The organism is Paenibacillus sp. HGH0039, assembly GCF_000411255.1.
GTDB lineage: Bacteria > Bacillota > Bacilli > Paenibacillales > NBRC-103111 > Paenibacillus_F.
The window spans coordinates 1,223,874-1,245,493 of the sequence record NZ_KE150413.1 but is presented as its reverse complement, the minus strand read 5'-3'; the positions used below and the strand labels follow the sequence as shown (position 1 = coordinate 1,245,493).

The following is a 21,620-nucleotide window of genomic DNA, read 5'->3' as shown; positions in this document are numbered from 1 at the left end:
AGGCCACTCTTATCCTGCTTGCACAAATTAGCTGTCGGAGGCATGTTGTACTCGCTTTTATTTTTTATGAGTGTAAATGATATTGGTTAGAATGAATTTAAAAAACACAAACGAAAACCTTCGCTTGTGGGTATCCCTTATAAATTGTGCGGTTGTCCTGAAAGCAATCTGTGTATACCTCGACCTATTCCTCCGTAGCTTATTAATCCGTAAGTAGTAAAAATTTCAGGTTTTTTCTTCAAGACTTCTCCTGAAAGAGAATAGAATTTTTCCCTTGTCATGTCCCAAAATCCGAAATCAATACTTTTCTCTTCGTCCGTAACGATTTCTGAGCCAATCGTCTCAAAATAACCTTTTAGCCAACCTTGTTTATTAATAACCATGGGGGGAATTAACAAATTATTGGGATCGAGATTATCCGGAATCTGTTTAGTATCAGAAGGCGTATTGTAAAGATAAACAAGATACCATCCTTTAAAAAATGGATTTTTACTTTCCACACTGTCGTTGATCACTTTGCCGAAATAAAAAAGATTTTCCTTCGGTTCCATGACAAAAATGTCTCCATCTTGCGGGTTCTTCCTTGTTCGTTTCAATACACGAAGTTCTGTAAATTCTTCTGTCATTACGTTCATCCCCTCTTTCTATAACTTAGCAAAAGGAAGGCATCAATTGAAACCAATTGCTGCCTCACTTTCTTTCGTACTGTTTACCCGCCCGTTACAGCGTCAAATTCACCCACCGTAAAGGTAATATAGACACCCAGTCTATTAATTCAGCGATCATTCAAATATAGATCATACATCCAGAAATTAAACAAAGGACCACAACCTCCGTTGTTGTCCTTTGTGGAAATATAAACTCTCCTTGCATAACTTATACTTATAGCAAGAATCAATCTTCAAATGCACTAGAACCTAAGAATCCTTCCTGCCACTCATTCTTATCCACATGATATTCATCAATATAAAAATCTTCCGGATATTCTTTAAAACCAGGCAATTCTTTATATTTATTGATTACATCCTGTGCTTTATCTCTTGTAGAATAGATACCAATTGTTTTTGTATATTCAATTTGGTTTATTTCATAACTATGTTGCAGCAAAAAAACTGTTTTCATGGTTACTCCCCTCTTCAAATTTTATTCCACTAGATCTTTCACCTTTATTCTTTCCATCATTAGGAGTAGTGTAGATTACGAGAATTATCTTGTAGATTTTAATATATGCTCTATGACTTTACTAAAGGCAAGCTCGGCAGTACCACCTTTACCCTTGATTTTATTGCCTTGCCTATCTAAGGCTTGAACTACATAACCATGACCCAGTTCCTTGCACTCCAATGTATAGGTATAATTATTATCCGCCAACCAAGTCATTAAATCAGTCAAACTAGGTAACCATGTCCCTCCAGTAATAATGTCTGAATGTGCTAGTAAGTCTCCTTTGGGCAAGACTCTACCACCTAACACCCATTCTTCTTCATTAAGCTTGTAAAAGTCAAATGGTGCTAATTCATCAATGTAGTAAGTTCTCTTAAAGCCGAGTTCTTTTAATCTCAACGCTGAGGTTTCAGACAAGTACATTTGCTCACCCACTTTATAAATAGATTAAGCGGCCTCCATTAAATAAAGAATACCACCGATCTTTGGGTTCTTCCTTGATAAGCACCTACGATGTAATACACCAATTTGCTGCCTCATTTTCTTTCAACGTATTTAACTTCTTTCTTTCGCAAGAAATACCTCTTCGCCAAAATGTTGTCTGGCATTTTCCTCTAGATAATTGGGCTCCACCAACTCTTTAGGGTTTCCGCTATATTCTGTTTATTGAAGACTCGGTAGGTAAATAGGGTAAGAGATATCTCCTTCACACGTTTTCCACCTTTCATAACGACTAATAATTTTTGTAAGTTCCGTTTGTATTTCGGACTTTTACAGTTCCTCCAGCACGTGTGATATCGTTTAATTTAAGTAGTAACTTGTATAGCTAAGGTATAATCATCAACACTTGAACGAGTACATACATTTGCATTTGAAGAAATATCATATGGGTCTGATGAGAGTAAAGTTCTATTAGAGACTGCCGCCCGATTCATTCGGCACTGGGTGGAGGCAAAAAAAGATCCTGAGGATTGCCGCCCCCAAGGTCAATGTGTTTACAACAGATGGTTTAGAACTCAATAATCGTTAACTTCGATTCGTACCCTTCTGGTAAATTATATCTCCATATCTCTTCTACCCCAAACCCTCCAATATTTATGCCAAAGAATTGAGGGTCTAAAAATAGTTCCTGTTTATTAGTCTTGTTAGTTATAGATAGCCTTAGAGCATCGCAGATAATTTCATTGCTGTTTACCTGCATATTGAACATCTCAATTTTGCTAACTTTGTTGTCAATCAAACTATTATCAAAAATAATGTCGCTAATACTTGATTTAGTCGGAATCACATCTTCCACCTCTACCCTTACAATAAGGGTTGGGGTTATTGCAATTGAAATTTTTGAATATTGCTCAATTGCTTCAACTTTTACGAGTTGATCATCAAACTCAAAAAACAGATAACTCCTATAAGGCACAAACTCTGCAAGTTCATCATCTCTTTCTGAAGGCAACACGACACCCGTTACATAAACATTACTTAAAAAGTTATTTTGAATCACACTTTTGATCTCTTCTAAACACATAGGTCTCCCCCGTCTTTTTACTATTCAAACAAAAATTTCAAATTCATCCCTTTCCCTGACTCTAAGAGAGTGTGCCACTCATCATCTTGTTTTGTTGTTATTGTCAAGCCATTGCCTCGATATACCTTGTATACTTCCCCGCCTTTTACAAAGTTGCATTCCCTACAAATGTGACTTTACCATCATCAATCATACTTTTATACTTTGTTCCAAGTACATTTTCTAGTAACTTCTTATGATAGAGATAATGACTTTTGAAGTTTTTCCCTGGTATAAAAAAAGACCTTGAGGATTACAACCCTAAGGTCAAACTCCACTAATACCTATTGGCTGATTTTCCCAGATGACTGTAATTCAACAATTCGTTGGCTCATTAGTATAGCAGGGTTTATTTTAACTAGGTCTGCAATAAAGTCTGCCGTTTTACTAATTACTTCTTTGGCAAATATCTCTTTTTGAATTCTGATGTCTCTCCATTCGGGAAAAATTCGATGTTCTAAATACCGGGATAGGCGCAGCCGGCGTAACCGTAAACGGTGCTCCTAACGTTTTGGCAAAACCATTCAAATATACGTTCCCGTATACACTGCTTTGGACATCTGTGCCAGGCAGCACCGCCCTGTCTATAAGATTCCCCGGATACGTGAGTGAATGATCGGACATACTAGCAACCCCTTCAAACCCAGCTTTGCTCATACTTTGTGAATATGCTGCAGTTGCTCCAAGTGTTAAAGCGTTCAGCAGCAGAACCACGCTAGCAAATCTTCTCAAGATTCCGTTTTTTCGTTTACGAAACCAACTCAAAATTTCCACCATCCTTGAATTAAAAATATTTTCGTTATCACTTAATATGTATATCCCTATGACCCTTGAACCTTTTGTTCCACCGCCTCGAATAAAATAAAGAACCAACAAACTACAATGTTAGTGGACAAAGCCTCATTTATCATTAAGAACTTTTGTCGTATATTGTAAAAATCCATCATTTTTTGACGAAATACAAAAAAAGGCCAACCGGGCTTCCCGGCTGACCTCAATTCCCTAACAACTTTCCGAATTTCATAGACACACTTTCAACCATCCGGCTGTCATACCAATCGATATCCGACCAGAAATGAACATAATCGTTCATCTGAAGCTGCGTAATCTGTAATACTTCCTTCGAAATGTCTTCGAACCTGACACGATTGTTCAATAGATCCGAAAGCACCTTAAAGCAGACAATTTCAACTCCGTCCACGGTCATGTTCTCACATAACTCTTTAAGAAGTTCAATTTCCTCCATCTCTTCCGTTGAAAAGATGATACCTTTCAGCTGCATGGATCTACCCTACTTTTCCAATTTGTATTGGTACAATAAACTCACGCCTTTGAATACATAAACACGCAAACATTCGGGGCAGCGCCATACGTCATATTTGGGTTCAGCGTCATAGATATCCGCTCCTTCGTGCACTTTTTCTTGTATGTCTTCCCATTCGAAATCCGTAAAAAGAATCAATTCGATGTCGTTGGGACACCTCGAATTGGATAAATTTTTTCCGCAATCGCATCTAAATACGGCCATAGGCTGCTCCCCTTTTCTAAAACGTCTGCTCTCCCCAGCTTCAAGGTTCTTCCATATAGTATAGCATCCCCCTGTCACAAAACCGTTTCCTTTCGTACATATTTCTGCTAATATTTCTCTCTTCAGTTGCGAGCATTCTCGTGGAATAATTTAGGTAACAGCATGATGACTTTTTAGGAGCAGTCCAATCTAAACTCTACAGCCCGTGAAGCTCCCGGTACTCGTGTTCAAGGAGCGCCATTAGAATCGAGTCGTGGTACTTGTGATTGTAATAGAGGGCTTCTTTCTGCACGCCTTCTTTTTTGAAGCCGATTTTCTCGTATACGTGAAGGGCGCGCTCGTTATAGGCAAATACGTTCAGCTCGATCCGGTGCAGGTTCACGATGCCGAATCCGTAATCCAGCATTAGGTTGAGCGCTTCCGTTCCGCAGCCTTTGCCCTGATTTCTGCTGCTGTCGATGGAGATGCGGATGCCCGCGCTGCGGTTGTAGCTGTCGATATCCTGCAGCGCGATGTCCCCGATCACCTCGTCGGTTTCGGTCAGGGCGATCAGCAGCAGAATGCTTGACGTGTCCTGCGCCTTTCCTTCGATATATCGCTCGATCTGGTTTCTTGTAAAATGTTTCTGCGTCCCCGTCAATTTGCGGGTTTGCGGCTGAAACAGCTGCTGAAAATACGTCTCCGTGTCCCCGGTATCAACGGGACGCAAATAGACCTTCTCCCCTTCCAGAAAACGTACGGGGACCGGGACTCCGGCTTTGTTCGGGCCGTCGCTTTTTTGCCGGTCCGGCTCGGTATTCCCAACTCCGTTCACAGGATCATTCACAGCTCTATTCACAGGCTCGCTCACAGATTCTTTTACAGGTTCATTCATAGATTCATTCATAGCTTTCAAATCCTCCATAGATCATGTGTACCTTAGTTATACCAGCAAACTATCTATTTCAAAATGAACAGATTTATAAAATTCAAGACGACAGATTCGCATCGCCGAACCACGCTTCTTTCAGTTTCCGTATACCCGGTTCGATGTCCTCTTCCGCAATCCCGCTGAATCCGACCATAAAATCTTTCTCGCCTTCGGGCGGAACCGTCCCCGGCCAGTAAAACGCCGCCGATGACACATGAACGCCGGCCGCTTCCGCCAGCCGGAGCAGTTCTGCCTCCGGCCGATCGTCGCGCACGCGGAGCACGATGTGGAACCCCGCGTCCCGGCCGATCACCGCGGCCCGGCTGCCGAAAATGCGCCCGACGGCTGCCGTCAGCCTGTCGTGCTTTTTCCGGTAAAGCTTGCGCATCCTGCGCACATGCTTCTCCAGGTAGCCCCGCTCCATAAAAAGAGCCAGCGTATGCTGATGCAGCCTGGAGGCGGACTGCTCGAACATCATCTCTCTGCGCAGCGCGTCGAAAAGCGGCACGAGCTTGTCCGGCAGCACCATATAGCTGACGCAGAGGGCCGGGGCCATAATTTGGCCGAAGCCGCCCAAATAAATGACGGGGGCGCCGGGAACGAGCGCCTGCATGGCCGGAACGGGACGCCCGTGGTAGCGGAATTCCCCGTCGTAATCGTCTTCGAGGATGAAGCCGTCCGTATCGCGCGCCCACTGGAGCAGCTTCAGCCGCTTGGAGACCGGCATCACCATTCCGCGGGGAAACTGGTGCGAAGGCGTGACGGTGACGAGACGGGCCCCGGTGGCGTGAAGCCGCCCAATGTCGATGCCGTCCGCCTCCAGCGGCACGGGCAAGATCTCATAGCCCGTCCTGCCGAAGATCGACGGGATCAGCGGGTACCCGGGGTTCTCTATGGCGAGCCGCGCACCGTACCGCTTCAAAATCTGGCTCAGGATGACGCCCAGATTAAACTGGTCGGCTCCGACGACAACCTGCGCCGGGGAACATTCCACGCCCCGCATCTGCCGGAGGTAGCGGGCGATTTGTTCCCTCAGCCCGCGCTCGCCTCTCGGGTCCCCGAAGAACAGCAGGTTCTCGTTATCCGGGGCGAGCATTTCGTTCGCAAGCTTTTTCCAGGTTCCGTATGGAAAAGCGGTAAAATCGTTCCGCGACAAATGAAAATCGTAGCGGAACTTGCGCTTCCTGGCCGCATGAGGCTCCTCCTCCTGGACCGGCAGGGGCGCCGCCACGGGTAGTGAGCCGAGTTTTCCATAGGGCTCGGGAAGCTTTTCCACATAATAGCCGCTCTTGGGCCTGCTCGCGATATAGCCTTCCGAAAGAAGCTGATGGTAAGCCGATTCGACCGGTGTCGTGCTCAGCCCGAGAAAACCGGCCAGTTTGCGGATAGACGGCAGGCGGGTATGTTCGGCGATCTCGCCCCGGATAATGCCGGTCTTAATATGAACGTAGAGCTGCATATACAGCGGCTGCGGGTCTCGTTCGTCCAGCTTAGGGTAACCAATCACGTGAATCCTTCCTATCTTTCTAGGTTTAATGCTAGAATACCACATTTTACAACTTTACCGGTTTTTCGGTATGATGGTAGGGTTAACGACACGATGAGAGGAAGTGCAGCATGAATCAATGTACGCTTTATATCTCGATAAAAGGGTACGAAAAAATAACGGAGGCCATCCGCACCGCCTTCGGGGACAAGCAGGTTCAAATTTCGCCAGACGGAAACCAGATTACAGTGGTGGACAAAAAGTTTTTCAGCAAAACGACCGTTACGTTTTCCCTGATGACGCTGGAAGGCAATCCGGGCGAATTCGAGCCGATGATCCGGGGCATGTACGGCTTTTTCAGCCAGATCGAAACGCCGCACGAACACATTCAAGCCAAAGTACTCAAGCAAATCTCCGCCCTTAACGCGGCTGTCGGCATCGTATCTTCCAAGGAAATCGATCCGGAGACGATGAACCGGATATTGGAGGCGGCGTCCCGCGTGCATGCCGTTTTGTTCCTGCCGACCGGCCAGCTGCTGAACCCGGAGGGCCGGGTGGTTTTGAGCGCACAGGGTGAGTCCGAGGTAGAAGATTTCACCGTCACGGTCAGCACGGATCTGATCGACGCCCATATCCAGTCGTCCCCGTCCGCCGAAGCGCGGAAAGAACGAAATATGGCTTTGCTGGCGGAACAGGGCGTGCCCGTCATCGAGCATTTACCGGTCATCGACGGCGATGAATTTGCCGCTATCCGGACGAAGGAGGAAATCGCCGCGCGCGCAGCCGCTCTATGCATGATCGCCATGTACGGCGCGGACCTTGCCGAAGGCGCGGACATCAAAGAAGCGAGAGAATTTATCGAAGGCGTTATCGAGCTGTACGGCGCTTCCCCTTTCTTTACGGAGAAAGAACGGGCTTTCCTCGAAAGCGATTCGCCCGATCCGACGGATGCCGTCCAGTTCGCCTGGATGTACGAATGCTACTGGGTTCTGCTCTGGTCCCTCGGGTACGTGGAAGAACTGGGCTATCCCGACTCCGTATGCGACGTTCAGGCCGCCGTGGACGCTTTAAGGCTGGCCGGGAATTTCGACACGTTCCATGAGCAGGCAATAGTCCGATCGAAAGCAGACATTCTCGAGGAAGCGGACCGGATTTACCGCTATGACTGGGCCTGCGTAGATGCCCGGATCAAAGGCAATCCCGCCCCGGCCGGACTGGACGGCGGCGTCGTTATGGAGAGGCACCGGGCTCTGAACTGGCTGGTCCGCTATATGGATGCGGAGTGGGATGACGTAAGCACCGATACGTAGAACCGGATATATCACCGGGTACATGATTTGGGTCCATAGGACCGGATACATCACCTGGTACATGATTCGGGTCCATAGGACCAGGTACATAGGGCATGGAATGAGGCTCAAGCATAGTCGATAAACCACGCCGCCCATACCCAAAAGGAGCAGCTCTTTTATGAGTCTGCTCCTTTTTGGGTTGCTTGCGCTGCCGACAGGCAGCTTTTGATTTTATCCGGCCTTCGGACATTGTCCATCCTTTGGATAGACAGGCGGCCGCCGCTTATGTGAACCCTGAGTTCCACATTAAATGTGAATTCTCGGCAGGAAATGCGATTTCGCATGACGGCGCCTCCACTACAGCTCGCAGAAATCAGGCCTCGGCAGCTTCCTTTGTCTCCCGCAGAAAAGCGTCCAAACGCTCCTTCTGGCGCAGATGGTGGCGGTAGTGCATCTCCACCAGCGAGAACCATTCCACCGCGTTCAATCCCCCGAAGCCGGGATGCTCCACCGTATGGGCGGGCGGAATATCGGCCAGTACCGGCTGGATGGCTCGCATGGCGCGAATAACGTCACGAAGGCCATCAGAGAGCTGCTCTTTGCTTTCCGGCTGAAGCGGCGTGTATTCCTTGGACGGCGGAACTTGGATTCGGATAGGAGGATAGCCTCCATTGGCGAAAGCCTCTACACCTCTCTCCGTTTTCTCGTCCATCCCGTCCGAACCGGAAGAAGAACGGCAGGCTTCCATAATGGGAAGATGCCGGTATAAAGCCGACTTGATCAAATGCACATACATTTGCCCCAGCGACCATTGTTCTTCATCGGGCTTGCGGGTCAGCTCTTCCAGGCTGTAATTTTCCAGTTCCTGAATATAGGTCTCGGCCAATTGCTCGAAGCGGTTCAGAGCGTCGAGCGTGTTCAAGTTCTGGTTCTGGTTCTGGTTCTGGTTTTGGTTTTGGTTTTGGTTTTGGTTTTGGTTCGTTTGCATGGGTCGTTCTCTCCTTTAAGGTGAAGTTATACCCAGTATAAAAGAGCGCTGCTGACAACAGTATGTCAGTAGCGTTTTGCCATGCGCCGAATTTCTTCCCGCAGCCGGACGCGCAGCGATTCGGGCTCCAGCACTTCAACGCCCGCCCCCCAGCTCAACACCCAATGGAGGATCTCCTCCGGCGACCGGACCTTTAATGTAACGAGCAGGCCCTGCTCCACATTTTGCGTTTCTTCTATATAATAGTAGTTCATTTCCCGAACCCGGTTTGCAAGCTCGCGGCGAAAAAGCAGGCGGACCTGCCCCTGCCGGTCATCCGCCGGCTTGTACGACTGAAGGTCGAACTCTTCCGGCTTCTCGAAGGTGGTCTCCAGGAGCGCAAGCTCGCTGATCCGGGACAGCCGGAAATGCCGGATTTCCTGCCGCAGCCGGCAGAAGGCGATCAGCATCCACGCGCTGTTCACGTAGACCAGCCCGTAAGGATCGGCTTCGCGCACCGTCAGCCGCTCGCCTCCCGGCATGGCCGCATCCTTCGCCGCGTAGGCGAAGCGCACCGTGCGCTCCTGCAGCACCGCGCCGCGCAGCAGAGCCAGCGCCGCCGTTCCGTTCCCGGCGGCGCTTCCCAGGCCCGCGAGGAGCTTCATGCCCTCGCGGTGCCTCTGGGACTCCCGGCGCACCCGCTCCGGGAGTACGGCCTCGAGCTTGGCCCGCGCGGCACCCGCCTGAGTGCGGGAAGCCTCGTCGAACTGCTGCTCGACAAATTCGATGCCGAGCAGCAGGGTGACGGCTTCTTCCGCCGTGAAGCTGACCGGCGGCAAGAAGTAGCCTTCGACGAGCGAGTACCCTTGTCCCGGCGCCCCGACGACCGGGACACCCGCTTCGCAGAGCGCCTGCATGTCGCGGTAGATCGTACGCACGCTCGTCTCGAAGGCTGCGGCGAGATCTTCCGCGCGCTGTGTGCCCTTGCGCTGGAGCCGCAAAATGATAGCCAGCATGCGGTCGGTTTTGTTCATGGCGTGAAGCCCCCCTTGTCGCCAACGTGTCGGATAGTTACTCCTATCGTAACCCCCGCGGCGGGAGTGTGCCAGCTTTTCTTCCCTCCGAGCAAAGAAAAGAAGAAGCTCCGGCACCATGCAGCCGCCAGCTCCTTCCCTCTTTTTGTTGCCTGTCCGCGCAAGTCAAATTTACGCGAATGATATCGGCGGAAGAATCTTTTAATCCCTGCCGCTTATGATTTACCGTTTCTCGGTTCCATCATTTATATTTGCTGCGCTTTCTATGATCTCCATAGCTACTCGGCGTTAACAAACATACTTGCGAAAAATTTTCCGCCCAAATAAATATCGAGGCGCCACTGTCCGCTTTCGTCCAGCTTGATCAGCGAGGGCAGGCTCGCATCCGCCCCGTTTAACGGACCGTAAGCCGGCCCCCACTCGTATTCCCATATGACACTGCCGTCTTCCTGCAGCAGCACCGGTTTTTTAACACCGTCACTCGTATGAATGCCTTCGATCCGCAAATTTTTGCCTTCGAACTCTTCACGAGCCCCCCAGAAATGCCAGACGATTTTATTAGGGGGGGAGGTAAGTATTTGACCGTTCAAGATGCCGAGCTTACCCGGAATTCCGGTAAACCACAAATTTCCGGAGGCGAAGATCTGGCTGGGACTTCGGGTTCCTGCTTCGTCGTAACCCAGCACTTTCCCCTGAATGTTCCCCTGTGCCAAGGCGCCGAACTCCCGGCTGTCATGGCTCTTCGCCCAGAAATCTCCCAAGACGAAGAGAGACCCGTCCGGCACTGTCGTCTCCGTCATATTCGTGTTGAAATAGTTTTTGGTATCTTTCACACAGTCCGGAGGACAGGCATCCTTTCTGCCGGATGCTTCCATATTCTTGAGATACGCGGCTTCGTCCAGCCCAACCGTCTTCATCTTTCCGTAGAACGTATCCAGCTTCTTCCCGTTCACGTAAACCCGGCCTTTCTCGATTGTAATCTTCTCCCCGGGCAGCCCGATCACACGGGCCGTTTGAGAGTCCGATCCGCTGATTTCGGGATTGGGCGTAAACCCGGGAATAGCCGGCAGCCGGTAATACAGCACATCTCCACGGCGGAACTGCTGTACCGTCTTAAACCGGGGATCGACGACTAACCTCCCGTAACCGCCGCTGTAGTATTCCATTTTCTGGCCGGCCATGCTCATCGAGTAATCGTCAACCAGTATCAAGCCTTCTTTCGCTTCTACACGCTGGGGATTCTGGGGTGTCGTTAAGTCCCGGATCGTTCCGTTCGCTTTATCCCCGAGAGGCCCCATAAACAGAACGGCACAACAAACGAGCAAGGCAGTCAAAGCCGTTCCCGCCAGATAGAGCCGCTTGCGTCTATTTGCGGGCCTGCCCGCTTCAGGACCTCCCCCGTTCCATACTTTTCGTTCCACGGCATCCATCGACTCCATTCCGAACATCGGCTTATTAAAGGGCCTGCCCGAAAGCTCAAACGGATCCGTCTCAATTTCCGTTTTCCTCATACCGGAATCCTCCTTTCGCTAGTTGAGCCGCTTTCCGGCGGGCTCTATGGATGCGGGATTTTACCGTCCCTTCCGAAATTTCCAGGGCGGCCGCTATTTCCGTTACCGACATCCCGTGCATCGATTGCAGCACCAGCACCTCCCTGTAGTGGGCGGGAAGCTCCAGCACGATTTTCCATGCCTCATCGGCCAAGTGGCGTTCCAGAAACTCGCTTTCGGCGGACGGGCTTTCTCCCCGGACGTAATCGGCCAGAATCACCCGCCGGAAAAAAGCTTTTCTCCGGTACGAATACGCGGTATTCCGGGTGATTTTCAGCAGCCAGGTCTTCACGCTGCATTCGCCCCGGAAGGAACTGACGCTGCGGAACGCTTTTACAAACACATCCTGTGCGATGTCGTCGGCGAGATCCCGTTTTTTCGTTAAAAAATACGCATAGTTCCATACATCTTCTCCGTGCTGTTCCATTAAGGTTCTTAAATCGGACGGATGAAGTTCGGACACGTACTTCAAATACTCGTCGTCCACGCGCTCCCCCCTTTCTTTTCTGAACAAACAGACTCCCCGCAAAAGAAAAAGTTCCCGCTTTTGGGAACTTAGGTCATTTATTTTCTGTTTTTTTAGTATACCATACAGAGCACGGAGAGTTAGGCGAACATGCGGCTTACCTCGGCATCACGGGACTGATCGGCCTTGGCTTTGTCCCGCATAAGCCCCGCCAACTCCACGACACGGCAGGCGTAAGCCCATTCGTTGTCATACCAGGCCAGCACTTTGATCTGATCGCCCATCGCCATCAGGGAGAGACCGTCTACGACAGCGGAGTTCGGGCAGCCCACATAATCCACGGACACGAGCGGCTCGTCGGAGTAGGCGACATACGGGGACATAGCACCTTCCGCCGCTTTACGGAAAGCGGCCTTCACGTCGTCCAGAGAAGCCGTGCGGGACACCTTCACGGTCAAATCCACCAGCGAAACGTCCTGCGTCGGCACACGAAGTGAAACGCCCTGAACATGCGCCGCCAAGTGAGGCAGGACATCTGTAAGCGCTTTACCTACACCCGTCGTGGTAGGAACGATCGACTCCGTGCACGCCCGCGCTCGGCGTAGGTCGTTGTGCGGATTGTCCAGATGCTTCTGATCCGATGTATAGGAATGCACCGTGCTCATCCATCCGTTCTGGACGCCGAACGCCTGATCCAGAATATGAAGCACGGGAGCGACACAGTTCGTCGTGCAGGATGCGGCGGATACAAGAGTATGCTTGATGGGATCATAGAGGTGGTCGTTGACGCCCATCACGACGGTAAAATCCATCTGCTTGCCGGGCGCGGTAATGAGAACTCGGGAAGCTCCGGCGGCCAGATGTCTCTGAGAACCTGGACGGTCGTTGAATTTACCGGTGGCGTCAATGACGAGATCGATTCCCATCTGTCCCCACAAAATGTTCTCCGGTTCCCTTTCGTACGTCAGCTGGATAGACTGTCCGTTAATGACGAGGCAGCCGTCGGCAATTTTCACATCCGCATTCCATCTTCCGTGGACCGAATCGTATTTTAAAAGGTGAGCCAGCGTTTCCGCCGGATAAATGGTATTGATCGCCTTGAGCGGAGAAGTCTGCCCTTTATCCGAAAACATTTTCCGAACGACAAGACGTCCGATTCTCCCCATTCCGCTAATCCCGATTCCTCTAATTCCTGCAGCCTGTGACAAGCTAACTCCTCCTCTGTAAGGTGAAATATGAGATAATTCGCATATGTCGATTAATTAGTACATCACAATTATAATTTATGACGTCATAAAAGACAATAGTATGTTTGAATTGTTTATATATGAGTATTATACATCGGTCAATTAAATCAAAAAAAGAGAGAGAATCCTAAAGATCTCTCTCCACTAACGTTTGCGATTCCGTTTCCGTTTCTTTGGCGCCTCCGGATCTCAACCTCATCCGTCCTTATTGCATCCGCACCTTATCGCCATCCTGCAAAGGCTCGCTGCTCTCGACTACGATTTGCTGTTGTTCGAATAGGCCTTGGGTGACCGTCGATGCTTTATCATCCGAGTCAGTGACGGTGATGGATGTTCTGCGGATATAAAAGGCGTTGCCCAGCGGACCGTTTTTTTCTTCGATTGTAAAGACGTATTTTCCGGTTTTATCTTCGTGAATGGCTTTATTGTCTACCACTATTATATCGGGATCTGTCGCTCTGTTCAGTTCCACCCGGACACCGGCGCCTTCCTTCAAGCCCGTACCTTGCAGCGTCACCAGAAGACGCTTCATCGGCAAACTCATGGCCGTATTACCGCCCTCACCGGCGCTGCCTTCCTCTGTCTTGCTTTTATCCGGGATACCGGGTTCGTGGATTTCCGAAATTTGACCTTCGATTTTTTCGGCAGCAGGACCATCCACTTGGACTTCCAGCTTGTCTCCCGCTTTTAGCGCGGCAGCGATATCGACCGGGACGGACAGCTCAAATTCAAAACCGAGGCTTTCGTCGGATAGGCGGACATCGTAGCCTCCACTTTCGGAAGAAAGCCCCTCCTTGGCGTTTACCTTCGTGACGATTCCGTTGAACGGAGCCGTCAATTTGACGTTCTTTTTCAACTTTTCCTGAAGATTTTGTATTTTCCGCTGCTGGACTTCCAGATCGATTTTATGAATCTCCATGGCACGCTTGGCGTCCTCAATACTCTTCTCTTCCCCGTTCTGGGACGCCTCAATAAAATGGCTTTGCAGTTCTTCCATAGTAAGCTTGAGCTTAATAAGACCGGCTTGCTGGTCCAGGATATCCTGCTCCGCATCTTTGCTGTCGTAAGTCACCAGCGTCTGCCCTTTCTTGACACGATCCCCTTCCTTCGCTTCCACCTTCTTCACTTTCCACCCCGTGCTGTTCGTTAAGGCGGTTTCAGCCCTCCACTTGATGACGCCGCTGCCTTTGAACGTATGAACAAGCTGGCCCCGGCTCGGCACTACAACCGCAACCTTGGGGATAGTCAAAGCCATGAACGTGTTGCTGAGCAGCGTAAATACGACCAGAAGGCCGATAAATAAACCGGAAAAGAGGCGAATCTTTCTTTTGCGTCTGTCACTCGCCTGCCCGGCATGCAGCAATTCCATTAGGACCACCTCTTACATTTCAGAAGGAGCTTTGGACTCGCAGGTGCCGGCTATCCTTTAATTCCCGATAACTGAATTCCTTCGATAAAATGGGACTCTGCATATAAGAACAGCAGCACCATGGGAGTCATATACAGTACGGATGCGGCAAAAGCGACGCCCCTGGCTCCTTCGTTGATACGCGACAAATATAAAGATAACGGCTGCTTGAACGAATCCTCCAGAAAAATAAGCGGCTGCTCGACCATGTTCCAGTTGTCCACAAACAGCAGGACAATCAACCCGGCGATTCCAGGCTGAATGAGCGGAAGAATAATTTTGTAAAAAATCCTCAGATGCCCGGCCCCATCCATCTGGGCGGCTTCGATATAGGAATTTGGAATATGCAGCATGAATTGTCTGAGCATAAAAACCCCGAAAGCGCTGAAGATGCCCGGCAATATAATGGCGGATGCCGTGTTCAATAGTCCAAGCTTCTGAGCCATCATATAATTGGGAACCAATGTAACCTGAAACGGCATCAGCATCGTCATGATATACACGACAAACAGCTTATCCCGTCCCCAAAACCGGAGCTTGGCAAAAGCGTAACCGGCCATAGAGGCGACCAGAACTTGCCCGGCGATGATAGGGGCTACCAACCCTGCGGAGTTCCAGAACATCTGAAGGAACACCGGCTTGTACACCAACACTTCCATATATTGATGGAACGACAGCCAGTCCGGAATCAGCTTCAGATTGACAAAGCCTTCTTCCCCCCCTGCTGCGGTATCGAACATTTTGCCGATGAGCTCATAATTATGGGCGATTTCACCCTCCGTCATAAGCGAGTTTACAAAGGTGACCCCAATGGGAAACACCATCACGGCGGCGATAACTCCCATTACGAGCGTCAGCGAGACCTTACGGAACAAAGTCAACGTTATCACCGTCCTTGCATCTAATCAATGAACTGTCTAAAGCGCCGTTCTATGAAAAGCATGAGGGTCACGAGGATGAGAATGCAGCCGACCATTAAACTTGCCGCGGCCGTCAGCTTCTGAATGTCCAAGGACAGAAACATGTTGTTCATATAATGCTGAAGCATATAGATCCGGTCGTACGGATAATCGCCCGCGATCAGATACGTTTCCCGGAAAACCTTAAACGAATTGATAATGGACATCAGAACGACCAAAAACATCGTCGGAGTCAAATACACGAGCGTTATATGAATGGTCTTGCGGAATGTTCCGGCGCCTTCGATATCCGCCGTTTCGTAATAGTCCTTCGGTATACTCTGGAGACCCGCCAAAAATAAAATGATGTTGTACCCGATATTTTTCCAGCTGTACACGACAGCCAGCACCCCCACGGACCAATCCGATTTCATCCAGTCGATCCGCTCCAAATGCAAGCTCTGCAGCCACGCGTTCACCGACCCGTTCCAGTCGAATAAAATTTGCCAAATCATCACGACAGAAGCTGCGGGCACCACCAGCGGCAAAACAAAAGCCGTCTGCAGCCAATTTCGGATAAACAGTTTCTGGTTCAGCAAGAGAGCAACTACCAAGGACAGGACAAGGATCAGCGGCACGCTTACAAAGGTAAAAAGAAAGGTGTTGGCTGCCGCATTGCGGAAAGATCCGCTCGCCAGCAATTCCTTATAATTTTCGAAACCGACAAAAGAGCCGTCCAGCGTACTATCCTGAAAAGAGTAGAAGAACCCCATGGCAAACGGAATCAGATAAAAAATCGCAAACCCTGTTAAACTCGGACCCAAGAAAAGAAAAACGACTATCCAATTCTTGCCCCTTCGTTTAAACGGGTTGCTCCGATAAAGCTTGTCCGCCATGTTATCACCTCGAATCTTGATCATTCATTCAGGAAAGTTGTCACTCTGTTTTGAATTAACTTCGCCGCGGCTTCGGCTGATTTCTGTCCTTTGAAATAGGATTTAGCCTCTTCCGAGATAATTTCTTCGATCTTGGAAGGCTTAAATTCGACGGGATAAATCGCTTCGGAAAGGAACCGGTCCAAATCTTGAATATCCTTGGCCGTGATGTCGAACACTTTGTCCTTTAGGGCTCCCATTTCCTGATCGGATTTCACTTTCCCAACTTTCAGCAGCTCCTTCACTCGCTTCTCGTAAACGGATTTATTCATCGGAAACCCGGCATGGTCTGGCCCTTGTTGAACCTCATCGGACAGCATAAATTTAAGGAAATCCCATGCTTCCTCTTTCACGGTAGACTTTTCGTTAATCCCGATGGTTTTATACGTCCGGAAGTATCCTCCGGCTTTCAGTCCTTCCGCGTGCGGTTTAGCGTAAAGCTTGGATGTAAACTCATACCCTTTCGATAAATATTCGCTCTGCTTTAAATCGCGAATATAATATTCCGGCGAAACGATCGAAACATTATTAAACAAAGCCTGAACCGGCTTCTCCGTGGCGATTTGGTCATCGAAAAGAGACTTCACCTGCTTCATAAGCCCGGTAAAAGCAGCCGTCTCGAAATTTGCCTTTTTATTCACCGGATCCACAAACGCGGCATACTGCTCCTTAACCCTTTCATTCAGCAAGTACTCCGGCGTACTATATAACGCGGATTTAGTCTTCTGATTCCCGTTTTTCATCAACTCTTTGGCAACGTCGGTAAACTGGCTCCAATCCCAGTTCTTATCGTCGATCTTCAGTCCGCTTTTCTCTATCGCCGTTTCATTCCCGATGAATCCGTAGGTAAAGAAATTCAAGGGCATTCCATAAATCCCGCCGTTTAACTTAACGTTGTCCAATATATTCGTGAAATATTGATCTTTCTTAAAGGTTGGATCTTTATCCATCATTTCGCTCATATTGGCCAACAATTTTTTATTTACATAATTTCCGATGGGCAATAGATCCATTTCGATCAAATCGGGGCCTTTCCCGGATAATAGGGCGGTATTCGTCGTTTTTATAAATTTTTCACTATTCTCTTCTCCATGTGCATCGTCCGTCTCCACATATTTCAGCTCGATTGTGATGTTCGGATGCTTCGCTTCATATTTCTTTTTAGCTTCCTTAAAGAAATCATCTGGAAAAAATGTAGAAAACACAATCGTTTTCGGTCCGCCGTCGGATTTCTTTCCTTCCGTTTTGGCCCCCTCTGGGCTTTGTGCTGCCTTATCCCCGTTTTGGGTTCCGGTAGCCTCTCCATTGCCCGTACGGCTGCTGCAAGCCGAGGCCGAAACCATAAGGACGATGGCGATCAAAATGAATGAAACTTTTCTCATGTGAATCCTTCCCTTCTTTTGCATATGAAGTTAAAACCCCGCGAAATAGTTCTTGATTCCATTCGCAATGGCTTGGGCTGTTCGAATCTGATGGGCTTCACTCAGCATATCCGTTTCGTTATCCCGGTTCGTGAGATACCCGACTTCCAGAAAAACAGCCGGATGTTTACTGTCTCTCAGTACCTTCCAGCCTTCCTTTTTCACACCGCGGTCCTTGAATCCGGTCGATTTTACCAGTTGCTCATGAACCTTTTGCGCGAGCGCAAAACTATCGTCCGCATAATAAAACGTTTCGGTGCCGGATACATCGGGATCCTTGTAGGTGTTCCCATGAATGGAGATGAATGCGTCCGCACCAAGCTCATTCGCGATTTGGGCCCGATCCTCCAGTTCGACGAAGGTGTCATCCGTACGTGTCATAAACACCTCAAATACCGGGTCCTGCCGGAGCTGGTCGAACACCTTTTTAGAAAGCGCGAGCGTGTACGCTTTCTCCTGCTTGCCGCTCGCTCCCGCAGCGCCGGGATCCTTGCCCCCATGCCCCGGATCGATCACGATTTTATAGCGGCTTGTCCCATTTTGCAGCGCTGCATGATTTTTGCCGGGCGAGACGGCCAACTCCGTCAAAGGTAGGCTTGCACTCGCTAAAGTCAGGGACGCGGACAGCTTATATAACGACCAGACCATTCCCGTTAACACGATTATGCTCATCCATATCGCTCTGCGGTTCTGAAGTTGTTTTCTGCTGCTCCTTTTCATACTCTCTCCTTACTCCCATTTTCTCTGACGTTCTCCTACACTCACGGGCGGCACTCCATCAGTGTAGTACGCGAATATAGCATAAGTTAGATAGACTTATATAGAACTTGTAAAAAAGACAACAAGGACAGCACAAAAAAGCCGGCTGCTTCTGCAGCCGACTTGTAGTACGCTGGCCTACGACTCTGAAAAATAACCGAGTATGGCCATGATATCCTTGCTGAATCCGATCACTTGGTTCGTTCTGAAATTAACCCTGACACTGTAGACTAACGATTGCGTTTCCTTGCTCTTGTAATACACTTCCGCAGCGACGCCCTTCCGGACTGTTTTCACTTCCGGAATCAGATCAGATAAGACATAAGCTCCCTTTGCCTGAATAAACCGGTTAGCGATCTCAAGCCCATCGTCCTGGATTACGCTTGGTTCCTTTTCAACAGGGGCCGGCTTTGAGCTATCACTGGAAACTTTCAGTACCTCGCCGTCTCTCGCGTTCAGAACAAGTTCATACACTTCAGAGGGATCCGCTATGTGGGTCAAGGTTACATAAAATAAACCGCCTGGGACTTTATTCAATTCCGTTTCGGAATCGATCTTTAACTTCTGATTCTTATCCAGCATCGGTTTGACCCCGTATTCCGTCTTATTCAGCAGATCTTCGAGCTTCTTCCGGTCCACCGCCATCAGTTCGAATCGGGCTTCTTCCAACTTCAGCTTCTCGTTGTAGGTCTTGTTGACCGCATTGAGGCTGAGTGTCTTCACCGTATCCTGAGCAAGAACGCCTTCATATTTCACTTCGCCCGTTTTATGCTCCCGGGTTATTTTTTTTACCAGAACCGTGTCTTTCTTGACCGTATTGAAAAATCCCTCGCACCCTGTCGTCAAACCCAGAAATAATGCGCAGAGAATAATCAGGATGAGCTTGTTCATGGATTCATCCCGCCTTCCGGATTTGTCCGCTCGAAAATGACTCTGATTGTCGTGCCCTTGTTTTCCAGGCTGTTCACTTCGATCACAGCATGATGAATACCGGCTACGCTTTGACAAATCGCGAGGCCCAGGCCCGCTCCATTGCTGTTTCTCGTTCTGGATTTATCCGCCATATAGAAGGGTTCAAAAATTTTGTCCCGATGCTCTTCGGCAATCCCGATGCCTTGGTCCATCACTTCAAGAATGCAGCGGTTGTCCCGCCAGTAAGTCCGAATCGTAATGCTCTGTTGTTCTGCGGAAGCTTTAAGCGCATTGTCGACCAGATTAAAAATCAAAATTTTAATCAAATCCTTTTCCAGCCGCAGCTTCCCTTCCTCCAAATCGGTGACGATCGTAACCCGGCGTTCCTTGGCCATCATCACCAACGCAGGCTCGATTTCGGCAACGACGGTTCCCAGATCATGCTCCTCCAATTGGAAATGATCCTCCTGCAGAACAATCAGATCCATCAGCTTCATCGAAAGCGACTCCAGGCGTTTGCCTTCCGAATAAATGACGTTCAATCCGTCCAAGTACAGCGCTTCGTTGTATTTGGTGGTCCTTAAGAAATTGGCATACCCGATAATCGACGTCAACGGCGTTTTTAATTCATGGGTAAAATTATCAATGAACCGTTGCTTCTCCTCATTATGCCGCTTCAGGTCATTTATTTTTTCCTCCACAGCCGAGGCCATCTCATTAAAATTTTGTGCCAGAACGCCTATTTCATCCTTCGATTTCAGTCGGACGCGTTCCGAAAAGCCGCCCTGTGCGATAACCCGGGCCGTCCGGTTCAGACGATCAATCGGTTTGGTCAATCCTCTGCTCACGAAAAACATGATGAGCATATAGAGCAAACAGGCGGCGATGTCCACTTTGATGAAAAAACCGTATTGATCCATGCGATCCTGGTATAAGGGAGTCACGTCTTTCGTGTAGGTGAACACATAGTTCTTGTGATTGATTTCCGTATGGTTCGATGTAAATAACAGGGTGCGATTGCCGATATCCCGTAAAATATAATGGATTTCATCCATGGCCAGCTTGTCCAGTTCTTCACGGTGCTCCGGCATCTTGAAATCGTTGTTGCTGAAAATGACCCGGTTCGTATCGTCCAAGATTTCCAAATAAATGCGCTGGTCGCTATTCTTCGCCACAAATTCATTGGCCATGTTCGTTAATACCGTTTTCTCATAATCGATGGAATCGTAAATACGAAGAATCGGAACAATGGCATCGACGCTGGAATGAATGCTCATGTTCTGGCTTAACGCGCCGTTGATTTCCTGACCCAGCATTTTGCCGTGACTCCGCTCGATGACCATAACGGAAGCCGCATTAAAGATGAAGACGAAGACCAGAATCGAGAACAAATAAATCTTTTGCCAAAATTTCATCGGCTAATCCTCCAGCCGGTAACCGATTTTGTAGATGGTCTTAATGTGATCCTGCAGGTGAAGCTTCTTGCGCAGCGATTTGATATGCATATCGACCGTTCTTGTTTCCCCGTAATAGTCGCTCCCCCATATTTTATCAATAAACTGTTCCCTGGTCAGGGCGATGTTCTTATTCCTCAGCAGCACGATCAGCAAATCGTACTCCTTAGGCGTCAGCTCGACGGGTTCCCCTTGCAGGGTCACTTCTCTTTTGTTCAAGTCCGCTTGAAGGTTCTGAAACTCTATGACGCGTTCTTCTTTGCCGTACCTGCGCAGTACGGTTTCGATCCGGGCCAGCAGCTCGATGGCTTCGAACGGTTTGACCATGTAGTCGTCGGCCCCCAGCCTCAGTCCGTTGACTTTGTCGTACACCGAATTTTTCGCCGTCAGAAAAATAACCGGGATTCCGCAGGACTGAATTTTTTCCATCAACGCAAATCCGTCCAGCTTAGGGATCATGACATCCAGCAGAATGAGATCGAATTTGTCTTGTTTTACCGCATCGAGCGCGGATAAACCGTCGTAGACTTCTACCGTCGCGTAGTTCACGATGTTGAGATTCATTTTAATGATGTTGGAAATATGGATATCGTCTTCCACGATCAAAATCTTTTTCTGCATCCG

At 48.9% G+C, this 21,620-nt stretch carries 21 protein-coding genes; 1 reads left to right on the top strand and 20 read right to left on the bottom strand.

The features are described 5' to 3' along the window. Nucleotides 1-137 precede the first annotated feature (137 nt). From HMPREF1207_RS19960 to pdxR, 7 genes are all read right to left on the bottom strand, one after another. Complete coding sequence (locus HMPREF1207_RS19960) at nucleotides 138-626, bottom strand: immunity 26/phosphotriesterase HocA family protein (protein ID WP_009676570.1); 489 nt, start codon at nucleotides 624-626, stop codon at nucleotides 138-140. 268 nt (nucleotides 627-894) lie between these two features. Then, nucleotides 895-1,122: a DUF7336 domain-containing protein gene (locus tag HMPREF1207_RS19955; protein ID WP_009676551.1), complete on the bottom strand. Its 228-nt coding sequence runs from the start codon at nucleotides 1,120-1,122 to the stop codon at nucleotides 895-897. An 84-nt stretch (nucleotides 1,123-1,206) separates the two neighbouring features. After that, a complete protein-coding gene (locus HMPREF1207_RS19950; RefSeq protein WP_036740228.1) occupies nucleotides 1,207-1,587 on the bottom strand; it encodes a hypothetical protein in 381 nt (126 codons plus the stop codon). A 586-nt stretch (nucleotides 1,588-2,173) separates the two neighbouring features. After that, complete coding sequence (locus tag HMPREF1207_RS19945; RefSeq protein WP_138918240.1) at nucleotides 2,174-2,665, bottom strand: hypothetical protein; 492 nt, start codon at nucleotides 2,663-2,665, stop codon at nucleotides 2,174-2,176. A gap of 1,057 nt (nucleotides 2,666-3,722) precedes the next feature. Next, nucleotides 3,723-4,010, bottom strand: a complete 288-nt coding sequence (locus HMPREF1207_RS19940; protein ID WP_009676556.1) for a hypothetical protein — start codon at nucleotides 4,008-4,010, stop codon at nucleotides 3,723-3,725. Between the two features lie 442 nt (nucleotides 4,011-4,452). Beyond that, entirely contained in the window at nucleotides 4,453-5,142 is a 690-nt protein-coding gene (locus HMPREF1207_RS19930; protein ID WP_009676567.1) for a GNAT family N-acetyltransferase, read from the bottom strand. 82 nt (nucleotides 5,143-5,224) lie between these two features. After that, the gene (gene pdxR, locus HMPREF1207_RS19925; protein WP_009676566.1) at nucleotides 5,225-6,673 is read right to left on the bottom strand and encodes a MocR-like pyridoxine biosynthesis transcription factor PdxR; all 1,449 of its coding nucleotides are present in this window, start codon (nucleotides 6,671-6,673) and stop codon (nucleotides 5,225-5,227) included. A gap of 110 nt (nucleotides 6,674-6,783) precedes the next feature. Between pdxR and HMPREF1207_RS19920 the strand changes: the two genes are divergently transcribed. Next, on the top strand, nucleotides 6,784-7,962 hold the full coding sequence (locus HMPREF1207_RS19920; RefSeq protein ID WP_009676549.1) for a DUF4272 domain-containing protein: 1,179 nt from the start codon (nucleotides 6,784-6,786) through the stop codon (nucleotides 7,960-7,962). A 355-nt stretch (nucleotides 7,963-8,317) separates the two neighbouring features. On the opposite strand, the gene HMPREF1207_RS19915 is transcribed toward HMPREF1207_RS19920, so the two are convergent. The 13 genes from HMPREF1207_RS19915 to HMPREF1207_RS19855 form a co-directional block, all read right to left on the bottom strand. Next, nucleotides 8,318-8,932 carry a DinB family protein gene (locus HMPREF1207_RS19915; RefSeq protein WP_009676571.1) on the bottom strand — a complete coding sequence of 205 codons (615 nt, stop codon included), beginning with the start codon at nucleotides 8,930-8,932 and terminating at the stop codon, nucleotides 8,318-8,320. Nucleotides 8,933-8,997: 65 nt separating this feature from the next. Next, the gene (locus HMPREF1207_RS19910; protein ID WP_009676565.1) at nucleotides 8,998-9,945 is read right to left on the bottom strand and encodes a helix-turn-helix transcriptional regulator; all 948 of its coding nucleotides are present in this window, start codon (nucleotides 9,943-9,945) and stop codon (nucleotides 8,998-9,000) included. A 278-nt stretch (nucleotides 9,946-10,223) separates the two neighbouring features. Further along, nucleotides 10,224-11,456, bottom strand: coding sequence for a signal peptidase I (lepB, locus tag HMPREF1207_RS19905; RefSeq protein WP_009676546.1), 1,233 nt, complete (start codon nucleotides 11,454-11,456; stop codon nucleotides 10,224-10,226). Then, entirely contained in the window at nucleotides 11,437-12,009 is a 573-nt protein-coding gene (locus tag HMPREF1207_RS19900) for an RNA polymerase sigma factor (protein ID WP_009676564.1), read from the bottom strand. Before HMPREF1207_RS19900 ends, lepB begins: the two co-directional genes overlap by 20 nt. A gap of 92 nt (nucleotides 12,010-12,101) precedes the next feature. Further along, nucleotides 12,102-13,169 carry a type I glyceraldehyde-3-phosphate dehydrogenase gene (gene gap, locus HMPREF1207_RS19895; RefSeq protein WP_009676563.1) on the bottom strand — a complete coding sequence of 356 codons (1,068 nt, stop codon included), beginning with the start codon at nucleotides 13,167-13,169 and terminating at the stop codon, nucleotides 12,102-12,104. Between the two features lie 244 nt (nucleotides 13,170-13,413). Beyond that, entirely contained in the window at nucleotides 13,414-14,577 is a 1,164-nt protein-coding gene (locus HMPREF1207_RS19890) for an efflux RND transporter periplasmic adaptor subunit (protein ID WP_016423930.1), read from the bottom strand. A 50-nt stretch (nucleotides 14,578-14,627) separates the two neighbouring features. Further along, on the bottom strand, nucleotides 14,628-15,497 hold the full coding sequence (locus tag HMPREF1207_RS19885) for a carbohydrate ABC transporter permease (protein WP_016423929.1): 870 nt from the start codon (nucleotides 15,495-15,497) through the stop codon (nucleotides 14,628-14,630). A gap of 20 nt (nucleotides 15,498-15,517) precedes the next feature. Then, on the bottom strand, nucleotides 15,518-16,411 hold the full coding sequence (locus tag HMPREF1207_RS19880; RefSeq protein WP_009672570.1) for a carbohydrate ABC transporter permease: 894 nt from the start codon (nucleotides 16,409-16,411) through the stop codon (nucleotides 15,518-15,520). Between the two features lie 20 nt (nucleotides 16,412-16,431). Continuing rightward, a complete protein-coding gene (locus HMPREF1207_RS19875) occupies nucleotides 16,432-17,832 on the bottom strand; it encodes an ABC transporter substrate-binding protein (protein ID WP_009672572.1) in 1,401 nt (466 codons plus the stop codon). A 30-nt stretch (nucleotides 17,833-17,862) separates the two neighbouring features. After that, the gene (locus HMPREF1207_RS19870; RefSeq protein ID WP_231392116.1) at nucleotides 17,863-18,543 is read right to left on the bottom strand and encodes an N-acetylmuramoyl-L-alanine amidase family protein; all 681 of its coding nucleotides are present in this window, start codon (nucleotides 18,541-18,543) and stop codon (nucleotides 17,863-17,865) included. A 225-nt stretch (nucleotides 18,544-18,768) separates the two neighbouring features. After that, entirely contained in the window at nucleotides 18,769-19,521 is a 753-nt protein-coding gene (locus HMPREF1207_RS19865) for a hypothetical protein (protein ID WP_009672573.1), read from the bottom strand. After that, on the bottom strand, nucleotides 19,518-20,957 hold the full coding sequence (locus HMPREF1207_RS19860) for a sensor histidine kinase (RefSeq protein WP_009672574.1): 1,440 nt from the start codon (nucleotides 20,955-20,957) through the stop codon (nucleotides 19,518-19,520). The genes HMPREF1207_RS19865 and HMPREF1207_RS19860 overlap by 4 nt, the downstream gene beginning before the upstream one ends. Nucleotides 20,958-20,960: 3 nt before the next feature. Continuing rightward, the gene (locus HMPREF1207_RS19855) at nucleotides 20,961-21,617 is read right to left on the bottom strand and encodes a response regulator transcription factor (RefSeq protein WP_009672577.1); all 657 of its coding nucleotides are present in this window, start codon (nucleotides 21,615-21,617) and stop codon (nucleotides 20,961-20,963) included. Nucleotides 21,618-21,620: the final 3 nt, after the last annotated feature.